At 63.7% G+C, this 22,344-nt stretch carries 17 protein-coding genes; 10 read left to right on the top strand and 7 right to left on the bottom strand.

What is annotated here, in order from left to right; genetic code table 11:
* Positions 1–37: 37 nt before the first annotated feature.
* Positions 38–622, top strand: coding sequence for a L,D-transpeptidase (locus tag ACYVL5_RS19725; protein WP_460597290.1), 585 nt, complete (start codon positions 38–40; stop codon positions 620–622).
* Positions 623–887: 265 nt separating this feature from the next.
* Here the strand turns inward: ACYVL5_RS19725 and cysN are convergent, their stop codons facing one another.
* From cysN to ligA, 5 genes are all read right to left on the bottom strand, one after another.
* The gene (gene cysN / locus ACYVL5_RS19720; protein ID WP_460597289.1) at positions 888–2,558 is read right to left on the bottom strand and encodes a sulfate adenylyltransferase subunit 1; all 1,671 of its coding nucleotides are present in this window, start codon (positions 2,556–2,558) and stop codon (positions 888–890) included.
* Positions 2,558–3,592 carry a sulfate adenylyltransferase subunit CysD gene (gene cysD, locus ACYVL5_RS19715; RefSeq protein ID WP_460597303.1) on the bottom strand — a complete coding sequence of 345 codons (1,035 nt, stop codon included), beginning with the start codon at positions 3,590–3,592 and terminating at the stop codon, positions 2,558–2,560. The genes cysN and cysD overlap by 1 nt, the downstream gene beginning before the upstream one ends.
* The gene (locus ACYVL5_RS19710; protein ID WP_460597288.1) at positions 3,558–4,259 is read right to left on the bottom strand and encodes an adenylyl/phosphoadenylyl-sulfate reductase; all 702 of its coding nucleotides are present in this window, start codon (positions 4,257–4,259) and stop codon (positions 3,558–3,560) included. The genes cysD and ACYVL5_RS19710 overlap by 35 nt, the downstream gene beginning before the upstream one ends.
* A gap of 544 nt (positions 4,260–4,803) precedes the next feature.
* Positions 4,804–5,556, bottom strand: a complete 753-nt coding sequence (locus ACYVL5_RS19705; RefSeq protein WP_460597287.1) for an SDR family NAD(P)-dependent oxidoreductase — start codon at positions 5,554–5,556, stop codon at positions 4,804–4,806.
* A gap of 58 nt (positions 5,557–5,614) precedes the next feature.
* Positions 5,615–7,621, bottom strand: coding sequence for an NAD-dependent DNA ligase LigA (gene ligA, locus ACYVL5_RS19700; RefSeq protein ID WP_460597286.1), 2,007 nt, complete (start codon positions 7,619–7,621; stop codon positions 5,615–5,617).
* A 161-nt stretch (positions 7,622–7,782) separates the two neighbouring features.
* Between ligA and ACYVL5_RS19695 the strand changes: the two genes are divergently transcribed.
* Positions 7,783–9,819, top strand: a complete 2,037-nt coding sequence (locus ACYVL5_RS19695; RefSeq protein ID WP_460597285.1) for an ATP-dependent helicase — start codon at positions 7,783–7,785, stop codon at positions 9,817–9,819.
* Between the two features lie 89 nt (positions 9,820–9,908).
* Here the strand turns inward: ACYVL5_RS19695 and ACYVL5_RS19690 are convergent, their stop codons facing one another.
* On the bottom strand, positions 9,909–10,481 hold the full coding sequence (locus ACYVL5_RS19690) for a peroxiredoxin (RefSeq protein ID WP_460597302.1): 573 nt from the start codon (positions 10,479–10,481) through the stop codon (positions 9,909–9,911).
* 178 nt (positions 10,482–10,659) lie between these two features.
* Between ACYVL5_RS19690 and ACYVL5_RS19685 the strand changes: the two genes are divergently transcribed.
* The 8 genes from ACYVL5_RS19685 (at position 10,660) to ACYVL5_RS19650 (ending at position 20,353) form a co-directional block, all read left to right on the top strand.
* Positions 10,660–11,178 (top strand): peptidylprolyl isomerase, encoded by a 519-nt coding sequence (locus tag ACYVL5_RS19685; protein WP_460597284.1) that lies wholly within the window; start codon positions 10,660–10,662, stop codon positions 11,176–11,178.
* A 186-nt stretch (positions 11,179–11,364) separates the two neighbouring features.
* On the top strand, positions 11,365–12,534 hold the full coding sequence (gene metK / locus ACYVL5_RS19680) for a methionine adenosyltransferase (protein WP_460597283.1): 1,170 nt from the start codon (positions 11,365–11,367) through the stop codon (positions 12,532–12,534).
* A gap of 189 nt (positions 12,535–12,723) precedes the next feature.
* Positions 12,724–12,966: a hypothetical protein gene (locus ACYVL5_RS19675; RefSeq protein WP_460597282.1), complete on the top strand. Its 243-nt coding sequence runs from the start codon at positions 12,724–12,726 to the stop codon at positions 12,964–12,966.
* Positions 12,967–13,183: 217 nt separating this feature from the next.
* Positions 13,184–16,606, top strand: a complete 3,423-nt coding sequence (locus ACYVL5_RS19670) for a response regulator (protein ID WP_460597281.1) — start codon at positions 13,184–13,186, stop codon at positions 16,604–16,606.
* 10 nt (positions 16,607–16,616) lie between these two features.
* A complete protein-coding gene (locus tag ACYVL5_RS19665) occupies positions 16,617–17,450 on the top strand; it encodes a CheR family methyltransferase (RefSeq protein ID WP_460597280.1) in 834 nt (277 codons plus the stop codon).
* Positions 17,443–18,033, top strand: a complete 591-nt coding sequence (locus tag ACYVL5_RS19660) for a chemotaxis protein CheB (protein WP_460597279.1) — start codon at positions 17,443–17,445, stop codon at positions 18,031–18,033. Before ACYVL5_RS19665 ends, ACYVL5_RS19660 begins: the two co-directional genes overlap by 8 nt.
* Complete coding sequence (locus ACYVL5_RS19655; RefSeq protein WP_460597278.1) at positions 18,030–19,238, top strand: hybrid sensor histidine kinase/response regulator; 1,209 nt, start codon at positions 18,030–18,032, stop codon at positions 19,236–19,238. Before ACYVL5_RS19660 ends, ACYVL5_RS19655 begins: the two co-directional genes overlap by 4 nt.
* A gap of 8 nt (positions 19,239–19,246) precedes the next feature.
* Complete coding sequence (locus ACYVL5_RS19650; RefSeq protein ID WP_460597277.1) at positions 19,247–20,353, top strand: phosphotransacetylase family protein; 1,107 nt, start codon at positions 19,247–19,249, stop codon at positions 20,351–20,353.
* 223 nt (positions 20,354–20,576) lie between these two features.
* On the opposite strand, the gene ACYVL5_RS19645 is transcribed toward ACYVL5_RS19650, so the two are convergent.
* Positions 20,577–22,331, bottom strand: coding sequence for a pectate lyase family protein (locus tag ACYVL5_RS19645; RefSeq protein WP_460597276.1), 1,755 nt, complete (start codon positions 22,329–22,331; stop codon positions 20,577–20,579).
* Positions 22,332–22,344: the final 13 nt, after the last annotated feature.

The raw sequence follows: 22,344 nt of genomic DNA, 5'->3' as shown, positions 1-22,344 counted from the left end.
GGGGAGAGCAGGTGGTAACCCAAGAAGGACACCTACCATGTGCTGGCGACCGCTTTTGCTGGCAGTCCTCATGATCCTCCTCCCGGTACTTCCCGGACCACTCGCCCAACCCCTCCCTGCAGAAAATCAACCCGTCCCAGCCGAAAACCAAGCCCTCCAGAGCCCCAGGCCGTCGTACTACATCGAGATCAGCATCAGTGGAAACTGGCTGAAACTCTATCAAAAAACCTCAGGAGGCGACCTGGACCTGGTGGCGGAGTACCCGGTCGGGACGGCGGTCCGTGGTCTCGCAACCTATCCCACCGGGCTGGGCAAAGTGACCGGCATCTACTTCGACCCGTGGTGGCACCCGACCCCGTATTCCCGCCTGGTTTTCCGGGAAAGGGGGATCGTCCTCCCCTCCGCCGTGCCGCCGGGCGACCCCTTGAACTACATGGGGCCGTTCAAGATCGCGCTCTCCCACCGGACGTGGAAAGGGGCCATCTACCGGATCCACGGCAACAACAACCCCAAACGGGTCGGCCGGCGGGTGACCGGCGGCTGCTTCGTGATGAACAATGACCAGGGGCTTAGCCTCGCGCATAAGATCATGGTGGGAACCGAGGTGAATATCCTGCCGTAGGCGAGGCACTTCCGGCCCCCTCCGGTTTGAGGGGCCTTATTCTAGGGGGAGTACTCAGGAAAGCGGTGGGTAGAGAGCTGTAATGAAGGCAGACCAGGTGGGGGGGCACCCCGTGCCCACGCGGGTCGGACAATCGGCAGGAAGTCGGGCAATCGGTGGGCAGAGGGCTGCCCACCCTACAATTGCAGCAATTGCCGATTTTGGATGTGAAAGGGTAAAGGGGACTGGCTCCGTCAGGTGCCAGTCCCCTTTTAACGTCGAGGGATCAGATCCCGGTCCCGTCGTCGCCGTAGCCTTTGGGCGGCTCAGTGCCCCTCTTGAAGATCAGCACGCTGATCCCGTCGGCGGTCCGGTCGAACTCGAAGGCCAGGCCGTTCTCGTAGGCTACCAGCGCAACAGCGTTCAACTGCACCAACTCCCTTAATCGGAACAGCACCCGGTTTCCCTTTTCCAGGTACTCGATGAGCCTCGGCGAGACATCCAGGGCGAAGGCTCCCCATTCCTTGCTCAGGTCTACCACGTTCAGGTTGGTCGCCGTCAGTTCTCCGAGGCTGATGCGCCGGATCGGCTGGCTCTCGCCCCCGGCTGCGGAAGTCTCCACCTCCGTCAAGCCGCACGGGCAGTGGTCGATGGGTGCTGCCTCGATGACCATGCCGGCCGCCACCGTCGCGTTGGTGAAGCGATCGATGAGGATGAAGCTCCCGGTGTCGCGGTTCTCCCGGTAGGGATCGAACGGTACCGGGCGGTCGAGCTCGAGCCGCGCCAGGCCGATCTCGTTCAGCTTCAGGTCGGGGACCTGCTTCTGGTCGAGCGTGTTCACGTCGACCGCGTAGTGCACGGCGGTGACGCGTCCGGGAGTGACGCCGGTGGTGGTCTTCACGAGGTAGAGCTGGCCGGGTTGCAGGGGCTCGTCGTGGAGCCAGACGAGCTGCGCCTCCGGATGGCGCGTGTACAGGGGGGGCGCCTGTTCGGTGGTGAGCATGTCGCCGCGGCTGATGTCGATCTCGTCCGTGAGGGTCAGGGTGATAGCCTGGCCGGCCACCGCCTCTTCGAGGTCGCCGTTCATGGTGACGATCCTCGAGACCGTGCTGATGAGCCCGGAAGAGGCTACCCGCACCTCGTCGCCCGGCCGGACGGTACCGGCGGCCACCGTCCCGCAGAATCCGCGGAAGTCGAGGTTGGGGCGGTTGACCCACTGCACCGGAAGACGGAACGGCTGCTGGTCCCGGTCATCCTCCACCTGCACGGTCTCCAGGAAGTGCATCAGGGTGGGACCGTCGTACCACGGAGTATGGGCGCTCCGCTCGATGATGTTGTCACCGTTCAGGGCCGAGATCGGCAGCGCGGTGATCGACGAGAAGCCGAGCGGCTTCGCGAACTCCCGGTAATCCTTCACGATCTGGGCGAACCTGTCGGCGTCGTAGCCGATCAGGTCCATCTTGTTGATGGCCAGCACGATGTGACGGATGCCGACCAGGGAGACCAGGAAGCTGTGGCGGCGGGTCTGGGTGAGGAGCCCCTTGCGGGCGTCCACCAGGATGACTGCCACCTTGGCGGTGGAGGCCCCGGTGACCATGTTGCGGGTGTACTGCTCGTGCCCCGGGGTGTCCGCCACGATGAACTTGCGGCGGTCGGTGGAGAAGAAGCGGTAGGCGACGTCGATGGTGATCCCCTGTTCGCGCTCCGCCTGGAGCCCGTCCAGAAGGAGGGCGTAGTCGATCGCGCCACCCTGGGTGCCGACCTTCTTGCTGTCCGCCTCCAGTGCCGCCAGCTGGTCCTCGAATACCATCTTCGAGTCCCACAAGAGCCTCCCGATCAGCGTGCTTTTGCCGTCGTCCACGCTCCCGCAGGTGATGAAGCGCAGAAGGGACTTCTCTTCCTGGCTCTTGAGGTAGGCAAGGATATCTTTCCCGATGAGTTCCGATTGATGTGCCATTAGAAGTATCCTTCCTGTTTCTTCTTCTCCATCGATCCCGCCTGATCGTGGTCGATCAGGCGCCCCTGGCGCTCGGATGTCCTGGTGAGGAGCATCTCCTGGATGATGTCCGGCAGGGTGTCCGCCTCGGACTCGACCGCCCCGGTCAGGGGATAGCACCCCAGGGTACGGAAGCGGACCGACTTATGTTCGATCCTCTCGCCCGGTTTCAGCTCCAGCCGGTCGTCATCGACCATGATCAGCATGCCGTCGCGCTCCACCACCGGCCTTACCTTCGAATAGTAGAGGGGGACGATGGGGATCTCTTCGAGGTGTATGTACTGCCAGATGTCGAGCTCGGTCCAGTTGGAGAGCGGGAAGACCCGGATGCTTTCCCCCGGCTTCACGCGGGTGTTGTACAGGCTCCAGAGTTCCGGGCGCTGGTTCTTGGGATCCCAGCGGTGGTTGGCGCTCCGGAAAGAAAAGATCCTCTCCTTGGCGCGGGACTTCTCTTCGTCGCGGCGGGCCCCGCCGAAGGCCGCGTCGAACTTGTACTTGTCGAGCGCCTGCTTGAGCCCCTCGGTCTTCATGACGTCGGTATAGAGCGCGGAGCCGTGGGTGAACGGGGAGACCTTGCGCTTCACCCCCTCCTCGTTCACGTGGACGAGGAGTTCCATGCCGGACTCCTTGGCCATCCGGTCCCGGAAGGCGATCATCTCCCGGAACTTCCAGGTGGTGTCGACGTGCAGAAGCGGAAAGGGGGGCGGGGCAGGGTAGAAGGCCTTGCGGGCCAGGTGAAGCATGACCGCCGAGTCTTTCCCGATGGAGTAGAGCATGACCGGGTTTTGGAACTCGGCCACTACCTCGCGGATGATGTGGATGCTCTCGGCTTCCAGCTGCTGAAGATGGGTCAGATTGCTTGTCATTTTGGCGTTCTCGTCTTTGGAGGTTGATTGCTGAAATGGTGCTGGCTTGCCAGGGGGGGACGTGAGCGGGGAAGGCCGATGCGCCGCAAAACCGCTAGCGGTGCAGGCCGCACTCCTTGTGCTCGGGATTCTCCCACCACCAGCGTCCCGCCCTCGGGTGTTCTCCTTCGGCGATGGCCCTGGTACAGGGGGCGCAGCCGATGGAGGGATAGCCCTGGGCGTGGAGCTTGTTGACCGGGAGCCGGTTTTTCCTGGCGTACTCCCACACCTCGGTTTCGGTCCAGTTGGCGAGCGGGTTGACCTTGACGATCCCCCCGTGCAGGAGATCGGTCTCGATGGTGGGGAGCTCGGTCCGGGTGGTGCTCTGCTCCCGGCGCATCCCGGTCACCCATCCCTTAAGCCCGGCCAGGGCGCGCCCGAGCGGTTCGACCTTGCGGATGCGGCAGCATTCGTGGCGGTTTTCAAGGGATTCACGGAAGGAGTAGGGGCCCTTGGCCTTGAGGAGCGCCTCGACGTCCTCGTGGCGCGGGAAGAACCAGTTGATGTCGATGCCGTAGCGTCCGGTGATCCCTTCGGCCACCAGGTAGGTCTCCTCGTTGAGGCGGCCGGTGTCGAGGGCGAAGATGCCGATGGGGAGTTTGTGCTGGCGGATCTGGTCGATGATGACCAGGTCTTCCACCGAGAACGAGCAGGCGAGCTGGATGGGGCCGTTGGCGGCCTCGATACCCTGTTCGAGAATCTCTTTCACGGTGCTCTGTTCGGGAACCTGCGGGGTGGCAACTGCTGCGGTGCTCATCTTAATCCCTCCGGGGAGTGGGCGCCATCGGCGACGGGAAAATTGAAATGGATCTGTATTCTGTACCGCGAAGGTCGGCTATCTGATGTGATCGGACTTTACGAAAATAAAGTAATACTGTCAAGAAATAAATTATAGAACCCGAGTCAAATGGTGTGTAACTGGTGCGAGCACGGTTGGTCCTCATCTTAACGCCGCTACGGCGCGTGGCCACAGGGTGCCCACCCTACGAAAAATCTCCCTTGGGCACCCTACCTGAAGGAGGGAAGGGGGGGGATTTGTTTCAAGGGGAGGGGCAGCAAAGTCGTTTGGGGGTAGGGGAGAAAAATCTTCCCTCACCCGGCCCCCTCTCCCCTAAAGGGGCGAGGGGGGAATATCGTTCCCTCTTCCCTGAAGGGGCGCGAGGGTGGACCTCCGTTCCCTCCCCTTCAAGGGGAGGGACAGGGTGAGGATGGGGGATGATGATGGGCGGAGGGGGAAGCAAAGAAAGAGGCGGCTACCGGATTGGTAGCCGCCTCTTTGGTCGTTCAGAAGAGGGAAATTCTTAGAGGTGGATGCCGCCGGAGAATTCGATGCGCTGGCCGTTGAGCCAACGGCAGTCGTCGGAGAGGATGGCGGCCACGGCGCCGCCGATGTCGTCGGGGAGACCGACCCGCCCCAGAGCGGTCTGGGAGGCAATGGCGGCGTTGACCTCGGGATTGTCCCGGACGGTGCCGCCGCCGAAGTCGGTCTCGATGGCGCCGGGGGCCAGCACGTTGACGGCGATCTTGCGGGGGGCCAACTCCAGCGCCATGTAACGGGTGAGCACCTCCACCCCTCCCTTCATCGACGCGTAGGCCGAGTATCCGGGAAGCGAGAAGCGGGCGAGCCCCGAGGAGATGTTGAGGATCCGCCCGCCGTCGTTCATGAGCGGAAGGAGCCGCTGGGAGAGGAAGAAGGTCCCTTTGAGATGGATGTTCATCAGGCGGTCGAACTGCTCCTCGGTGACCTCGGTGAAGGGTGTCCAGGTGCCGATTCCGGCGTTGTTCACCAGGTAGTCGAAGCGCTCGGTCTGCCAGGTATCGGTGAGGGCTTTGCTGACCCCGTCGCTGAAGCCGGCGAAGGTGCCCGAGTCGGAAACGTCGAGTTGCAAAGCCACCGCCTTGCGGCCGGCCCGTTCGATCTGGGCGACGGTGTCGTCGGCCTCTACCCGGTTGGTGTTATAGGTGAGGATGATGTCATGCCCCTTGGCGGCCAAATGAACGCACATGCTCTTGCCGAGCCCGCGGCTGCCGCCGGTTACCAGCGCGATAGTCATGCTTTTTCTCCTTTCGGTGGATGTCGCTTTAGAGAGTAGATTCTACCTTGCTTCGCGGCTATTTCATCAGTTCCAGGAATTCTTCCTCGTCGAGCACCTTGACGTTCAACTGCTGGGCCTTTTCCAGCTTGCTCCCGGCCTCAGCCCCGGCCACCACGTAATCGGTCTTCTTGGAGACCGAGCCGGCCGCATGCCCTCCCTCCTGCTCGACCATTTTCTTGGCTTCGTCGCGCGTAAAGCGGGTGAGCGAGCCGGTGAAGACGAAGGTCTTCCCCGTGAAGCGGCCACCTACGCGCTTCTCCTCGGCCTTGGGATTGACGCCGGCCGCCGAGAGCTTGGCGATGAACTCCCGGTTCTTCTCGTTTTTGAAGAAGTCGACGATGCTCTCCGCCACCTGCGGGCCGACCTCGCGCACCGAGGTGAGCTCCTCCACGGTCGCGTTGGCTAAATGTTCGAGGCTCCCGAAGGCGGAGGCCAGGAGCTTCGCCGTATGCTCTCCCACGTGCCGGATCCCGAGGGCGAAGATGAGACGGGAAAGATCGCGGCTCCTGCTGTTGGCGATGGCGGTGCGGAGGTTTTCGGCGAGCTTCGTTCCCATCCGCTCGAACTTCATGAAGTCCTTTTCCTCCAGCGAATAGAGGTCCGCCGCATCCTTGATGAGCTCCAGGTCGAGGAGCTGCTCGATGTACTTCTCTCCCAGCCCGTCGATGTCCATCCCGTGGCGGGAGGCAAAGTGCTTGACCCTTTCGAGGAGCTGGGCGGGGCAGGCAAGCCCCATGCAGCGGACCGCCACCTCTCCCTCGATCCGCACCACCTCGCCGCCGCAGACCGGGCAGGTCAGCGGGATGGGGAGCATGGTCTCGTTCCCCTGGCGCTTCTCGGTGATCACCTTGACCACCGCCGGGATCACGTCGCCGGCCCGCTCGACCACCACCGTGTCCCCCTTGCGGATGTCTTTGCGCTCCATCTCCTCCCAGTTGTGGAGGGTGGCGCGGGAGACCATGACGCCGGAGACCTCGACCCGGCGCAGGTGTGCCACCGGGGTGATGACCCCGGTCCTCCCGACCTGGGGGACGATGTCCTCGATGACGGTGGTGGCCTGGCGCGGCGGGAATTTCCAGGCGATCGCCCAGCGCGGGGAGCGGCTCTTCTCACCGAGCTCCCGCTGCAGGGAGAACCGGTCGACCTTCACCACCACGCCGTCGATCTCGTAGGGGAGGTCGTCGCGCACCTCCATCATCTCGCGGTAGTAAGCGAGCACCTCCTCGATCCCGTTCGCGAGCCGGATCTTGGGATTGACCGGCAGGCCGAGCTTTGGGATGGATTCAAGGAAGTGGCTCTGGGAGTCGAATTCGATCCCTTCGCACAACCCGGACGCGTAACAGAAGATGCTCAAGGGCCTCTTGGCGGTGATCTTGGAATCGAGCTGGCGCAGCGACCCGGCCGCGGCGTTGCGGGGATTGGCGAAGGCAGGTTCGCCCGCCTCCTCACGTTCCTGGTTGAACTTCTGGAAGGGGGCCAGCGGCAGGTAGACCTCGCCCCGCACGGTGAGAAGCGCCGGCGGCTCGGCGGTCCTTAGCCTGAGCGGGATGCTCCGGATGGTCTTCAGGTTTTCGGTGACGTCCTCGCCGACCACCCCGTCACCGCGGGTGGAGCCGATGGAGAGGAGGCCGTTCTCGTAGACCAGTTCCACCGCGACCCCGTCCATCTTCGGCTCGCAGACGTAGGCCACCGTGGTCGAGGAGGAGAGCCCGAGGAAGCGTTTCACCCGGTCGTCGAAGTCGGTGAGATCCTTTTCGGTGAAGCCGTTCTCCAGCGAGAGCATCGGGGTGCTGTGGCGGACCTGGGCGAACTTTTCCAGCGCGCGTCCACCCACGCGGCGGGTGGGGGAGTCGGGGAGGGCCAGCTCGGGGAAATCGGTCTCCAGTTGCTGGAGCTCACGGAAGAGGGCGTCGTATTCGGCGTCGGTGATCTCCGGCATGTCCTTTTCGTAGTAGAGCCGGTTGTGGCGCTCGATCTCCTTGGAGAGCTCCTTGATCCGGCGGGCTGCGGCGGTGGCGTCCATATCTTTGGTAAACTCCTTGCGGTGGATGACGATTAGAAGGCGGTCAGCTTTTATAGCACAGGGTGGGGGCAAATGAAATGGCATGGTAATCGCCTCCTTGCCTTGGACGGGAGCATTTGGTAACAATGGGCGGTCATTTTCGAACCAAAGAGGCTTTTTAGATGCTGGACCTTTCCCGATTAAATCCCGAACAGCTCGCCGCGGTGAAGCATACCGAGGGGGCGCTCCTCGTGCTGGCAGGCGCCGGCTCCGGGAAGACCGGGGTCATCACCTACCGCATCGCGCACCTGATCCTCAACAAGAAGGTGCCGTCCGACCAGATCCTGGCGGTGACCTTCACCAACAAGGCCGCCAAGGAGATGAAGGAGCGGGTGGAAGCGCTGGTGGGACGCAAGGAGTCCAAGGGGGTGGTGCTTTCCACCTTCCACTCGCTCGGCGTGCGCGTGTTGAAGCGCGACATCGAGAGGCTCGGCTACAAGAAGAACTTCTCCATATACTCGACCGCCGACCAGGTGGGGCTCGTGCGCCAGATCGTCCGCGAGGTGAACACCGACGGCCGCAAGTACGACGCCGAGAGCATCATCTGGCGCATCTCGGGGGCGAAAAACAAGCTGATTCCCCCCGAACGCTACATCCCGAGCCCGCTGGACGACGTCGACATGATGGCCGCCCTGGTCTATCCCCGCTACCAGTCGGCCTTGAAGGCCTTCAACGCCATCGACTTCGACGACATCATCATGCTGACCGCCGACCTCTTGCAGAACCACCCGCCGGTCCTCCAACACTGGCAGGAGCGCTTCAGCCACATCATGGTCGACGAATACCAGGACACCAACTCCTCCCAGTACCTGCTGGTGAACCTCCTGGCCAAGGGGTGCGGAAACCTCTGCGTGGTGGGGGACGACGACCAGTCGATCTACGGCTGGCGCGGCGCCGACGTCGGGAACATCCTCGACTTCGAGAAGGATTTCAAAGGGTGCCGCACCATCAAGCTGGAGCAGAACTACCGCTCGACCGGCAACATCCTGGAGGCCGCCAACAGCGTCATCCGCAACAACAAGGTGAGAAAGGCGAAGAAGCTCTGGACCGCCTCCGGCGACGGGCCGCCGATCGACCTCTGCATCGTGCAGGACGACGAGGAGGAGGCGACCAGCGTGGTGGAGCGGATCCAGCTCGAGCGTTTCAAGCACGACCTCTCCTACTCGGACTTCGCCATCCTCTACCGCACCAACGCGCAAAGCCGCGCCTTCGAGGAGCAGCTCCGCTTCGAGGACATCCCCTACGTGCTGGTCGGCGGCACCCAGTTCTTCGAGCGCAAGGAGGTCAAGGACTCCATCTCCTACCTCAAGGTGATCGCCAACCCCCTGGACGAAGTGGCCCTTCTACGGGTCGTCAACTTCCCCCGGCGCGGCATCGGCGACTCTACCGTGATCCGCATCAACCAGTGGTCGATCGAAAAGGAGTGCCCCCTCTTCGAGGCCTTCGCACGGGTGGGTGAGATCGAGGGGATCGCCGACAACATCAAGGAGAAGGTGCTGGCCTTCCACCAGACGCTTTTGGATGCGGCGGTGGCCTTCAAGGAGGAGGGGGGGCTCGCCGAGAAGGGGAAGGCCCTTTTCGAGCGGCTCAAGATCGAGGAGGAGATCTACCGCACCATCGACGACCAGAAGGCCGCCCGGCGCAAGGTGGAGAACGTCGAGCAGATCATCAACTCGATGGCCTCCTACGAGGAGCGGGTGCCGCTGCCGACGCTGGGGGGATTCCTGGAGAAGGTGTCGCTCATGGACGAGGACCGCTTCTCGGGAAAAGACAAGAAGGACCACGGGCTGGACGCCGTGACCCTCATGTCGCTGCACTCAAGCAAGGGGCTCGAATTCCCCTTCGTCTTCCTAGTCGGGATGGAGGACGAGATCCTGCCGCACAAGCGGGCGATCTACGAGGACTTCACGGTCGACGAGGAGCGGAGGCTTTGCTACGTGGGGATCACCCGGGCCAGGAAGCAGTTGGTCATGACCCGCACGCTGTACCGGAAGAAGTACGGCAAGCTCCAGGAGAGGATCCCCTCCCGTTTCCTGGAGGAGATCCCCGCCTCGGTGTTGAACGTGCAGCAAAGCGGCGTGGTGAAGGAGGCCTCCCCCGATGAGGAGGCGAAAAGTGCCGAGGGCTTCTTCGCGAAGATGCGCGCCATGATGGGCTAACCCGGGCCCCTGCGCTTTTCAGAGTTGAATGGCTTCACAACCTGGAACGTAGAACATAGAACATAGAACCTAGAACTTGTTCCTCGGTTTTATGGCTTCTTGATCGTCTTCTCCCCCGGCTTCCACCCCAGCGGGCAGAGGGAGCCGGTCTGCAGCGCCTGCAGGACCCGCAGCGTCTCCTCGACGCTTCTCCCGACGTCCATGTTCTGCACCAGCTGGTACTGGAGGACCCCGTCCGGGTCGATGATGTAGAGCCCCCGCAGCGCCACCCCTTCGCTATCGTCGAGGCAGCCGTAGGCCTGGGCGGTTTCCCTTTTGACATCGGAGAGTAGCGGGAAGTGGAGCATCCCGAGGTCGCCGCGCTGGACCCAGGCGAGGTGGGTGTACTTGGTATCGATGGATGCTCCCAGGATCTCGGCGTTGAGCTTTCTGAATTCACCCGCCGCCTGGTTGAACCCGCGGATCTCGGTCGGGCAGACCACCGTGAAGTCCATGGGGTAGAAGAAGAGGACCAGCCACTTACCCCGGTAGTCGTCGATGGAAAGTTTCTTGAATTCCTTCCCGGGCTCGGTGCTCACCAGGGCGTCGAGGGCGAAGTAGGGAGCCCGCTCGCCCACCTTGGCGAAGCGGTTCTGTGATTCGGCGCGGGCGGAAGCGGTCATGAAAACGGTGAAACAGAGTGCGGCCACGAGGGCCAGCTTCGGCAATCTCATCGGTAACTCCTGGCGGTAACGGTTGACATCGTTGGAAAATTTGATTCACCTCGCTGGCGAGGTATGATAATGAAGATTCTAAATGGTAATCCCAATGAATCAACTAAGGTAGAAAAAGGAGCGAATAATGACTGAAGAGAAGAACCCGCAGGTCCTCATGGAAACCTCGATGGGGAACATCACCATAGAGCTTTTCAAGGACAAGGCCCCCATCTCCACCCGCAACTTCCTTTCCTACGTCAAGGATCAGTACTACGACGGCCTGGTCTTCCACCGCGTCATCAAGGACTTCATGATCCAGGGGGGCGGCCTCGACGCCGATCTTCAGCCGAAGAAGACCAAGTTCGCCATCAAGAACGAGGCGATGAACGGTCTCAAGAACAAGCGCGGCACCCTCGCCATGGCCCGCACCAACATGGTCGACAGCGCCACCTCCCAGTTCTTCATCAACGTGGTCGATAACGCCTTCCTCGACAACAGCGGCAAGACCCCGGACCGTTTCGGCTATGCCGTTTTCGGCCAGGTGGTCGAGGGTATGGATGTGGTCGACCAGATCCGTGCCGTCAAGACCGGCAACAAGGGTGGCCACCAGGACGTCCCGGTGGAGCCGGTGGTCATCAAATCCGCTCGTCTCATCGAAGAATAATCCGGCGCCGGCGGGACCGCCCTTTGGGGGTCCCGCCGTTTCCTTCCCGCCTGATCCCGTCTCGGTTTTTTCCGTACCAAGTGCCCTGATTGGCTCTATTTAATTATTGACAAAGATGGGGAAGCTCTATATAGTCCCAAGCTTCGTATAAAACCGCTGGAGATATTTGTAAGGGGGTTTCACCACATGGAAATGAAGGACTTCATCTTCACCTCCGAGTCGGTTTCCGAGGGCCATCCCGACAAGGTCGCGGACCAGGTTTCCGACGCCATCCTCGACGCCATCCTGACCCAGGATCCCAAGTCCCGCGTGGCCTGCGAGACCCTGGTCACCACCGGCATGGCCGTCATTGCCGGCGAGATCACCACCCAGGCCATCGTCGACTATCCCAAGATCGTCCGCGAGACCATCCGCGAGATCGGCTACAACGACTCCGCCATGGGTTTCGACTGGGAAACCTGCGCGATCCTGACTTCCATCGACAAACAGTCCCCCGATATCGCCCAGGGCGTGACCGAGGGCGAGGGGATGTTCAAGGAGCAGGGGGCCGGCGACCAGGGGCTCATGTTCGGCTTCGCCTGCAACGAGACTCCCGAGCTGATGCCGATGTCGATCCTGCTGGCCCACAAGCTGGTGTCCCGCCTGGCCGACGTCAGGAAGGACGGCACGCTCGACTTCCTCCGCCCGGACTCCAAGTCCCAGGTCTCCATCCAGTATATCGACGACAAGCCGGTTCACGTCGACACCGTCGTCATCTCCTCGCAGCACACCCCGGAAGTCTCCTACGAGACCATCAAGGAGGGGATCATCGAGGAGGTCATCAAGAAGATCATCCCGGCCAACCTGCTCGACGCCAAGACCCGCTTCCTGATCAACCCGACCGGGCGCTTCGTCCTCGGCGGACCCATGGGCGACTGCGGCCTCACCGGCCGCAAGATCATCGTCGACAGCTACGGCGGGCACGGCGCCCACGGCGGCGGGGCCTTCTCCGGCAAGGATCCCTCGAAGGTCGACCGTTCGGCCGCCTACATGGGGCGCTACGTGGCCAAGAACCTGGTCGCCTCCGGCGTCTGCGAAAAGTGCGAGGTGCAGGTGGCCTACGCCATCGGCGTCGCCGAGCCGGTCTCGGTCATGGTCGACTGCAACGGCACCGGCAAGATCTCTTCCAAGCGGATCGCCGAGATCGTGCGCGAAGTCTTCGACCTCCGCCCGCGCGCCATCATCGAGCAGCTCGACCTGCTCCGTCCGATCTACAAGAAGACCGCCGCCTACGGCCACTTCGGCCGCGAGCTCCCCGAGTTCACCTGGGAGCGGACCGACAAGGCCGCCATCATCAGGGAGAAGGCGGGGATCTAAGATCCTCTTTCCTGTAAAAAACAAAAGGGCCGTCCGGAGATTCCGGGCGGCCCTTTTTCCGTTTCAGGGGGTGACTTTTAGGAGCGGTTGGGCGGTTGCCAAAGGGAGCCGGCATACAAAAATTTGAAAATGCCAACATGCGTCCGCCGTGTCCGTGAGCAACCAACATCAAAAGCAAAGGAGGCAGTCATGAAGCGTACCGTCACGTTAGTCACCCTGCTGGTCCTCGTCCTCACCGTGGTAGCCTTGCCGCTGATGGCCCAAGGGGCCCGGAAGAAGGAGGGAGAGGTGGTCATGAAGGTCGGCGAGGTCAAGGTCCTTCGTCTCGTCGGTCAGCACTACTTCGAAGGGCAGATCACCAAGGGGAAGGTCAAGGTGGGAGACATCGTGAAGAAGGAGAAGACCGGGATGCTGGTGCAACCCGCCGAGTAGTCCCTGCCGAGTACTCCCCCGACGCTCTCCCGGGCCAGCGCCGTCCCGGGAATCCTCCCCGCCGCTTCCGTTTCTTCCACCACTCATTCTCGACGAAAATCGCGGTTCCCCTTCCGGCTCTCTCGCTCTGAGCGTCACCGGCATTTCCTCAATGATTTTTCGTGTATAATAGGGATCTGTCTGAAAGTCACCGCCGACTGAATCTCCAGGAGTACGGATGCCGGGTCAAACTAGAGCGTGGTTCGTCAACATAGGTCTTGCCGTGGCCTTAGGCCTTTTTGCCGGCATCGGCTATCTCTTTACACTCAGCATGGGAGGTCTCCAAGATTCTGACTACTGGGTGACCCACACCTACACGGTCATTGCCGAGGTCAACCAGTTGGGTGCCGCCCTCACCGAGGCGGAGACCTCGCAGCGCGGTTACCTCATCACCGGAAGCCCCGCCTACCTCGAACCTTACCGCAAGGCCCTCTCCACCATCAGGGAAAAGCGCTCCCTCTTGAGAACCCTCACCAAGGACAACAGCAACCAGCAGATGAGACTCGACATGATGGATCCCATGATCGATCGGAAGCTGGCCCAGCTGGACGAGACCGTGGCGGCGAGGAAGAGCAAGGGGCTCGAGGCGGCGACTCCCATGGTGATGACCCATCTCGCCAACAACCCGATGACCAACATCCGTGCCATGATCGCCCAGATGGAGGGGGAGGAGGAACAGCTCCTGCGCGAGCGCGGTGCCCGGAAACAGGCGGAGATGGGTAACACCATGCACGTGATGGAGGCGGGGGGACTGATTGCCACCGTCATCCTGCTGGCGATCTTCGGCCAGATGAGGCGGGAAGTCGTCCAGCGGACCCGGGCCGAGGAGGACCTCCTCGAGCGTAACGCCGAACTCCAGGAGTCCCAGGACCGGGTACGGGCCCAGAACTGGATCAAGAGCGGCCTGAGCGACCTGAGCCGGAGCACCATCGCCGATCGCCCCCTCGAGGAGCTGCTCTCCGCCTCGCTCGCCTTCTTGGCCGACTACCTGAAGGCCGGCGCGGGGGTACTCCATCTCTACGACGAGGAGAGCCGCACCCTCCGCCCGGCCGCCGATTACGCCTTCGCCGGCGGCTGGCTTCCCGACCGGGTGCTGGCCCTGGGAGAAGGGCTGGCCGGGGAAGCGGGGCGCCAGCGGCGGGCCATCTACCGGGATGGGCTCCCCGACGACTACCTCAAGGTGGGATCGGCCCTGGGGACCGCGACCCCCCGCGCGCTGGCGGCCCTGCCGCTGGTGCACGACAAGACTCTGGTGGGGGTGATCGAGCTCGCCACCCTGCACGAGTTGACCTCCCGCGAGCGGGAGTTCCTGGACCAGGCGAGCGAGCTTTTGGCCATCGCCATCTCCAGCCGCCAGGCCCGCCACCTCATCGACGAGCTCCTCGCCCAAAGCCGCTCCCAGGAGGAGGAACTCCGGGTCCAGCAGGAGGAGCTCCAGCAAAGCAACGAAGAGCTCGAGGAGCGCGCCCAGCTGCTCGAGCAGCAGCGGGAGGAGATCCAGGCCAAGAACCGCATGATGCAGGAAAAGACCCGGGAGCTCGCCAAGAAGGCGCGGGAGATCGAGCAGGTCTCCAGTTACAAGTCCGAGTTCCTGGCCAACATGTCCCACGAGCTGAGGACCCCGCTGAACAGCCTGATGATCCTCTCCGGCAACCTCCGGGAGAACAAGGAGGGAAACCTGACCGCCCGGCAGGTGGAGTACGCCTCGACCATCCAGGCCGCCGGGACCGAGCTCCTCAACCTGATCAACGACATCCTCGACCTCTCCAAGATCGAGTCGGGACGGCTGGAGTTCCTCTACGAGCCCTCGAGTCCCGTCGAACTCTGCGACCAGCTCTGCGCCGCCTTCCGGCCCATGGCCGAGCAGAAGGGGCTCGGCTTCAGCATCACGGTGGAGGAGGGGGTCCCCGCCGCGGTGACCCTCGACAGCCAGAGGACCCTCCAGGTCGTCAAGAACCTCCTCTCCAACGCGATCAAGTTCACCCGCGAGGGAGCGGTCCGGCTGCGGACCTATCTCCCCGGCCCCGACAGCCCGCTCGCCACCCCGGCGCTCGCCTTCGAGGTGGCCGACACCGGGGTCGGGGTATCCCCCGCCAAGCACGAGCTGATCTTCCAGGCCTTCCAGCAGGCCGACGGCTCCACCAGCCGCCAGTTCGGCGGCACCGGGCTGGGGCTTTCGATCTCCCGGCAGCTCGCCCGCGGGATGGGGGGTGAGGTCCTGATCGCCAGCGAGGAAGGGAAGGGGAGCGTCTTCACCCTCTACCTTCCCCTCTCTCCCCCGACCGCGGCGGCGCACGGATTGCCGGCCGATCACGGCCTGTATCCCCCCCGCTACCCGCACCTTGCCGCGGCAGCAGAGGAGCGGAGCCTGCCCCCAGCGGCGCCCCCGGTCCCCGACGACCGCGAGCAGATGAACGCCGGCGACCGCGCCATCCTCATCGTCGAGGACGACCCGATCTTCGCGAGGCTTTTGGCCGACCGGGTCAGGGAACGGGGATTCGCCGCCCTGGTCTCGGCCGACGGCGACTCCGCGCTGGCCCTTGCCAGGCGCTATCATCCGAGCGCCATCCTCCTCGACGTCATGCTTCCCGGCACCGACGGCTGGGGGGTGATGCAGCGGATCACCGAGGACCCGGAGATCCGGCACATCCCGGTTCATTTCCTGAGCTGCCTCGAGGAGCGGCAGAAGGCGCTTGCCATGGGGGCCATCGGCTTCGTGACCAAGCCGGTGACAAGCGAGCAGCTCGACCAGGTGCTGGGGGCCGTCGAGGAGGCGGTGGACCGGACGGTGGGGAAGCTTTTGATCGTGGAGGACGACGAGCGGGAAGCCGCCGCGCTGGTGACCCTTCTCGAGCAGCGGGACGTGGCGATCACCGTGGCGGACTCCGGCGCCCGGGCCATCGGGCTCCTTACCGCCGAGCCGGTCGACTGCGTGGTGCTGGACCTCGGCCTCGCCGACATGTCCGGCTTCGACCTCCTCGAGCATATCCGCACCATGGAGGAGAGCCGGCGGGTCCCGGTCATCATCCACACCGGCCAGGAGCTGAGCCGCGAGGATGCCCATCGGCTCCAGCAGTACGCGGAGAGCATCATCATCAAGGGGGCCAAGAGCCCGGAGCGCCTGCTGAACGAGGTGACCCTCTTTTTGCACGTGATGGAGAGCCGGCTTCCCCCCGACAAGCAGAGGATGATCCGCACCGCCCTCGACAACGAGAGCCTCCTGGTCGGCAAGAAGGTGCTCCTGGTGGACGACGACATGCGCAACGTCTTCTCGCTTTCGAGCGTCCTCACCGAGCGGGGGATGCGGGTGGTGGAGGCCGAGAACGGCAAGGTGGCGCTGGAGCGGCTCGAGGAGAACACCGACGTCAACGTGGTGCTCATGGACATCATGATGCCGGAGATGGACGGCTACGAGGCGACCCGCCGCATCCGCCAGGACCCGCGCTTTGGAAGGCTCCCGATCATCGCGCTGACCGCCAAGGCGATGAAGGGGGACCGGGAGGCCTGCCTGAAGGCCGGCGCGAGCGACTACATCACCAAGCCGGTGGACCTGGACCGCCTGCTGTCGCTTTTGAGGGTCTGGCTCTACAACCAGGGGTGAATGGAATCCGATGGCGAGCGAACGCGACGATCTGACCGGTATCGAGATGGAGCTCCTCCTGGAGGGGGTCGCCCGGGTCTACGGCTACGATTTCACCGGCTACGCCGAGGCCTCGCTCAGGCGCCGGATGCTCCAGTGGCTTGCCGACTCCCCCTTCGGCACCTTTGCCGAGGCGCAGCCGCGGCTGTTGCGGGAGCCCCACCTGTTCGAGGGGCTTTTGCGGGGGCTCACCGTCAACGTCTCCGAGATGTTCCGCGACCCCTGGGTATTCCGGGCCATCCGCGAGCTGGTGGTCCCCCACCTGAAGACCTACCCCTTCGTGAAGGCCTGGGTGGCGGGGTGCGCCACCGGCGAGGAGGCCTACTCGCTCGCCATCCTTTTCCGGGAGGAGGGGCTCGCCGGGCACTACCGGATCTACGCCACCGACCTCAACCCCTACGTGCTGGAGAAGGCCAAGGAGGGGGTACTCCCCCTGCGGGAGATGAGGCGCTACACCGGCAACTACCAGAAAAGCGGCGGCAGGAGCTCCTTTTCCGACTACTACACCGCGGGGTACGACCGGGCGCTGATCGATCCCTCGCTGCGGGAGGAGATCGTCTTCGCCTCCCACAACCTCGGGGTGGACGCCGCCTTCGGGGAGATGCAGCTCGTGCTCTGCCGCAACGTCCTGATCTACTTCAAACGGCAGTTAAAGGGGCGGGTGCTCTCTCTCCTGGACTCCTGCGTCCCGCCGGGGGGCTTTCTCTGCCTGGGGACCAAGGAGACCCTGGAGGGCTATCCCCAGGGGCCGCACTACCTCGAGGTCGAGCCGCAGACGCGGATCTACAGGAAACGGTATGGCTGACGAACGCCTTCGCTACCACGCGGTGGCGATCGGGATCTCCACCGGCGGGGTGACCACCCTGAAGCCCCTTTTGGGAGCGCTCCCGGCCGACTTCCGGCTCCCCATCCTCGTCGTGCAGCACGTAAGCCCCGACAGCGGGGCGCGGCTCGCGATGCTGTTGGACCGGATCTGTGCCCTGCACGTGAAGGAGGCGGACGAACAGGATATCCCGGTGGGTGGGACGGTCTACCTGGCCCCCCCCAACTACCACCTCCTGGTGGAGCCGGACCGGCGGCTCGGTTTCTCCACCGACCCCCCCGTCAACTTCGCGCGCCCCTCGGTCGACGTCCTGTTCGAGACCGCCGCCGACGCCTACGGGGAGGAGCTGGTCGGCGTCGTCTTGACCGGGGCCGGGGAGGACGGGGCGCGGGGGCTTCGGCGGATCAAGGACAAGGGGGGGCTCGCGGTGATCCAGGAGCCGGCGGACGCGGTGGCGAGCGCCATGCCGCAGGCCGCCCTCATGGCGGTGGCGCCCGACCACCTGGTCACCCTGGCCGCCCTTCCCCAGCTTTTGATAAACCTCTCGGAGGCGAAGCGATCATGAATGGAAACGAGACGGTGCCGGTCCTCATCGTGGACGACCGACCGGACAACCTGATTTCACTGGAGGCGCTCCTTAAGGACATGGGGCTCGACCTGGTCAAGGCCAACTCCGGCAACGAGGCGCTCCGGCAGACCCTGTACCACGACTTCGCCCTGGTCCTGCTGGACGTGCAGATGCCGGAGATGGACGGCTTCGAGACCGCTGAGCTGATGCGCAGCAACCCCCGCACCCGGCAGCTTCCCATCATCTTCGTCACCGCCGGGATGAAGGAGGAGCGGCACCTCTTCAAGGGGTACCAGCTGGGCGGGGTCGACTACCTCATGAAGCCGATCGAGCCGGCCATCCTCAGGGGAAAGGTCCAGGTCTTCTGCGATCTCTACCGCCAGCGGCTCGAGCTGACGAGGGTGCAAAACGAGCTCGCCCAGCAGAACGCGCGGCTGCGGGAGACCTACCGGGAGCTCGAACGGGAGACCGAAAAGCGGCTGAAGACCGCCGAGGAGCTGCGCCAGAAGGACCAGATGATGATCCAGCAAAGCCGGCTGGCCGCCATGGGGGAGATGCTCAACAACATCGCCCACCAGTGGCGCCAGCCCTTGAACGTCTTGGGGCTCAAGGTGCAGGAGATCGGGCTCGGCTTCGAGCACGGCATCTGCACCAAGGAGTTCGTGGACGGCAACATCGCCAAATGCATGGAAGTGGTCCGCCACCTCTCCCAGACCATCGACGACTTCCGGGACTTCTCCTCTCCAGACCGCGAGAAGGTCGTCTTCGACGTGGGGGAGGCGGTGGCCCGCACCCTGTCGCTGGTGGAGGAGAGCTTCCGCTACCGCGGGATCGAGGTCCGGCTGGCCAAGGACGGCGGGCCGAGCATCAAGGGGTATCCCAACGAGTACCGGCAGGTGCTCCTGAACGTCCTGATGAACGCCAAGGACGCCTTCGGCGAGCACCCCCCGGACGGGGCGGTGATCGAGGTGAAGGTCTTCGCCGAAAACGGCCGTTCGGTGGTCACCATCACCGACAACGCCGGCGGCATCCCGGCCGGGATCATCGGCAAGGTCTTCGACGCCTACTTCACCACCAAGGAGCTCGGGAAGGGGACCGGGATCGGGCTCTTCATCGCCAAGAACATCATCGAGAAGGGTATGGGGGGAACCCTCACGGCGGCCAATGTCGAGGGGGGGGCGCAGTTCAGGATCGAAGTGTGAGGGAGCAGATGGCAAGGAAGATCTTCATCGCGGCGACCGGGCAGAACGTAGGAAAGACCACCACCAGCCTTTCGCTTTTGCACCTGGCCCGCAGCAAGTACCCCCGGATCGGGTTCCTCAAGCCGATGGGGCCCAAGCCGGCCCTCTACCAGGGGCGCTGGTACGACAAGGACGCCGTGCTGATGGCGCGGGTCTTCGGGCTCACGCGGCTGCTCCCCTTCATGTCCCCGGTAGTGGTGCACCCGGGGACCACCCGCAAGGTGGTGGACGGGGAGATCCGGGTCGAGGGGCTCGCGGAGGATATCCAGGCCGCGCTGGCCGAGCTGGAGAAGCGCTGCGATTTCATCGTCATCGAGGGATCGGGGCATCCCGGCGTCGGCTCCATCATGAAGCTCTCCAACGCCCGCATCGCGCGGCTGGTGGACGCGCCGGTGGTGATGGTGACCGGCGGGGGGCTCGGGAACGTGGTGGACAACGTGCAGATGAACCTGGCCCTCTTCCGCCAGGAGGAGGTGGCGGTCAGGGCGCTCCTGGTCAACAAGATCAGGGCGGACAAGAGGGAGACTACCCTGGACTACCTGCGGAGGGCCTTCGACGGGGAGGGGTTCGGGGTGATGGCCGGCTTCGACTACCAGCCGACCCTGGCCAACCCGACCCTGAGGAGGATCTCCCACCTGCTGGATCTCCCCCTGCACGGCAACCGGCGCGACGCCGGGAGGATCATCAACCACGTCCAGATCGGGGCCGCCTCCACCCAGCGGGTCACCGAGCTTTTGAAGGACTCCTCGCTTTTGATCGTCACCTCCAGCCGCGACGAACTGCTGGTGACCCTGGCGAACCTCTACCAGATGAAGGAATTCAGGGAGAAGATCGTCGGGCTGATCGTCCCGGGGATCGCCCCGATGAGCGAGATCACCGAGCGTATCCTCGACGCGAGCCGGATCCCGTACCTGAGGACCCAGAGCCACACCACCACCGAACTGCACAACATGATCAGCGAGGACGTCTCCAAGATCACCGCCGAGGACGCCGAGAAGCTCGCCCTGATCCGGTCGCTGGCCGAGAGCGGCCTCGACTTCGACGGCCTGGAGCGGCTCTGCTTCCCCACTCCATGACCGTTTCGATCACCCGCCCATTTTTATTAGACTGTTTCGGTTTTGGCGTCGCCGAGCAATTTCTCGAATCGACGATCCCGGTTCCGTCGGAACCAAATTTTTTATTTAGTCGACGTCCTCGATTCCGCCAGCGCCAAATTATTCATACTAGTCGCTACAGTCATCAGAAAAAGCCGCCGGGGGATTTCCCCGGCGGCTTTTTGGGTCATAACGTCTGCCTCGCCTACTGCACGGCCAGGGCGGTCGGGGCGGAAGGGGTGGCGTTGCTGGTGCCGTTGGCGTTGTCGCCCCAGGGGGTGCCGTTGCCGGCACCGGGGGCGCTCGGGTACATCGGGCTCACGTCGGGGCCGATGGCGGGCCACTGCATGGTCCCCCACCAGGCCGGCTTGCCGGTCAGGTACAGGCTCTGCGGCAACACGGTGTCGTTGGAGCCGTTGTACATGACGGTCTTGTTCACGCTGTCCCAGTTCCCGTGCAGCAGCAAGGTGGCGGCTACTTGGCTGTCGTTGCCGGATGCGTCGCCGTCTCCGTCGCCGGTGTAGCCCAACCGGAAGATGGAGAGCTGCCCGGAAAGGGTCATGTTGTTCGCCTCGTACAGGTTCTCAACCCCGCTCCCCATCACGTTGCCGATCACGTTGTAGTACTGCGCGTTCTTCTGCAGGTCCATGTCCCAACCCGCCCCGGTCTTGCCCGGGGAGAGGGTCTGACGGTTCCGGAAGAAGGTGTTGTGACTGGAGCTTCCCCACACGTCGTCGGCCAAGAGCCGACCGTCGCCATAGTTCCCTTCGAAGAGGTTCATGGACGGATGGGCCCCGTGGAATTCGAACACCCCCAGGTTCCAGTTGGTATTGGTGTAGTAGAGCTGGGTGATGTAGTTGTAGGCGAATACGTTCGCGGAGGTCGGGCCGTCGAGCTTGTGAGGCATGAACAGGTGGTAGAGCTGGTTGTTTTCGAACAGGTTCCCGGACCCGGGGCCGATCCAGATCCCGTAGGCCCTGCTGGTCGCATAGCCGGTGCCGTTGCTCGGCAGGGCGGGGACTCCTTCGTGGAACTTGCAGCCGCGGACGGTGTTACGGTACGCCTGCTTCACCCTCACCATGGTCTCGTAGGAGCCGATCGCCTCCACGCGCAAAAGCCAGCAGTTGGTGGTGCCGTACATGGCGATGGTGCCGCCGTCGCTGGTCTGGGAGCTCGACCCGCTCGCGCTGTTGTCGACGGTGAGGTTCTCGATGCCGGCGTTGCTGGTGGTCCCGTTGATCTTGGTGGCCTGGGGACTCTGGCTGGCAGAGTAGTTCCAGGTGAGCGGGATCTCGAGGGTCGCGGTGGTGGAGTTCGGCACGGCGACGACCTTGTCCAACTGCCCCAGCGAACGGGTGCCGCTCGCACGGCCGCACCAGCTGCAGGTGCCGTTGTTGCCGACGTTGGTGACGACGGGGTTGCCGGAGGCGTTGTTCAACTGGTCGATCTGGATGACGTCACCGACGCTCCAGCCGTGGGCGGAGGAGGTGGTGATGGTGGTGGAACCCTTGCCCATCCCGGCGGCTATCGAATAGGAGGTGCCGTAGCCCGCACCGTTGCTGAAGCCGATCAGGTAGGCGCCCCCCATCCCGGAGGCTCCCTTGATGATGGTCGAGCCCATGCCGGCCCCTCTCAGGGTGATGCCGGATTTGACCACGACCGGGCTGCTGATCATGAAGGTGCCGCTCTTCAATAGGACCACCTGGCCCGGCGGGCAGTTGGAGATGGCGCTCTTGATGGCGGAGGTGTCATCCCCCCCCGAGGGGGAGAGGGTGGTGTAGATGGTGGTGCGGTTGGGGATGTCTCCCACCACGCCGACGTTCCCCGCCCAGGGATAGGAGCGGTCGCTGGGGAGCGAGTAGGTGGCGTGGGAGACGGTGGCGTAGGCGGTCAGCGCCACCAGGGCCGTGAAGATGATCACCCGCCAATGGTGCAGGGTGCTATTAGTGCCTTTTTTCATGTAATTCCTTCCT

The organism is Geomonas sp. Red276, from assembly GCF_054784495.1.
Note: the sequence above shows the minus strand (reverse complement) of the source record. Positions and strands in the feature narration are given on the sequence as shown.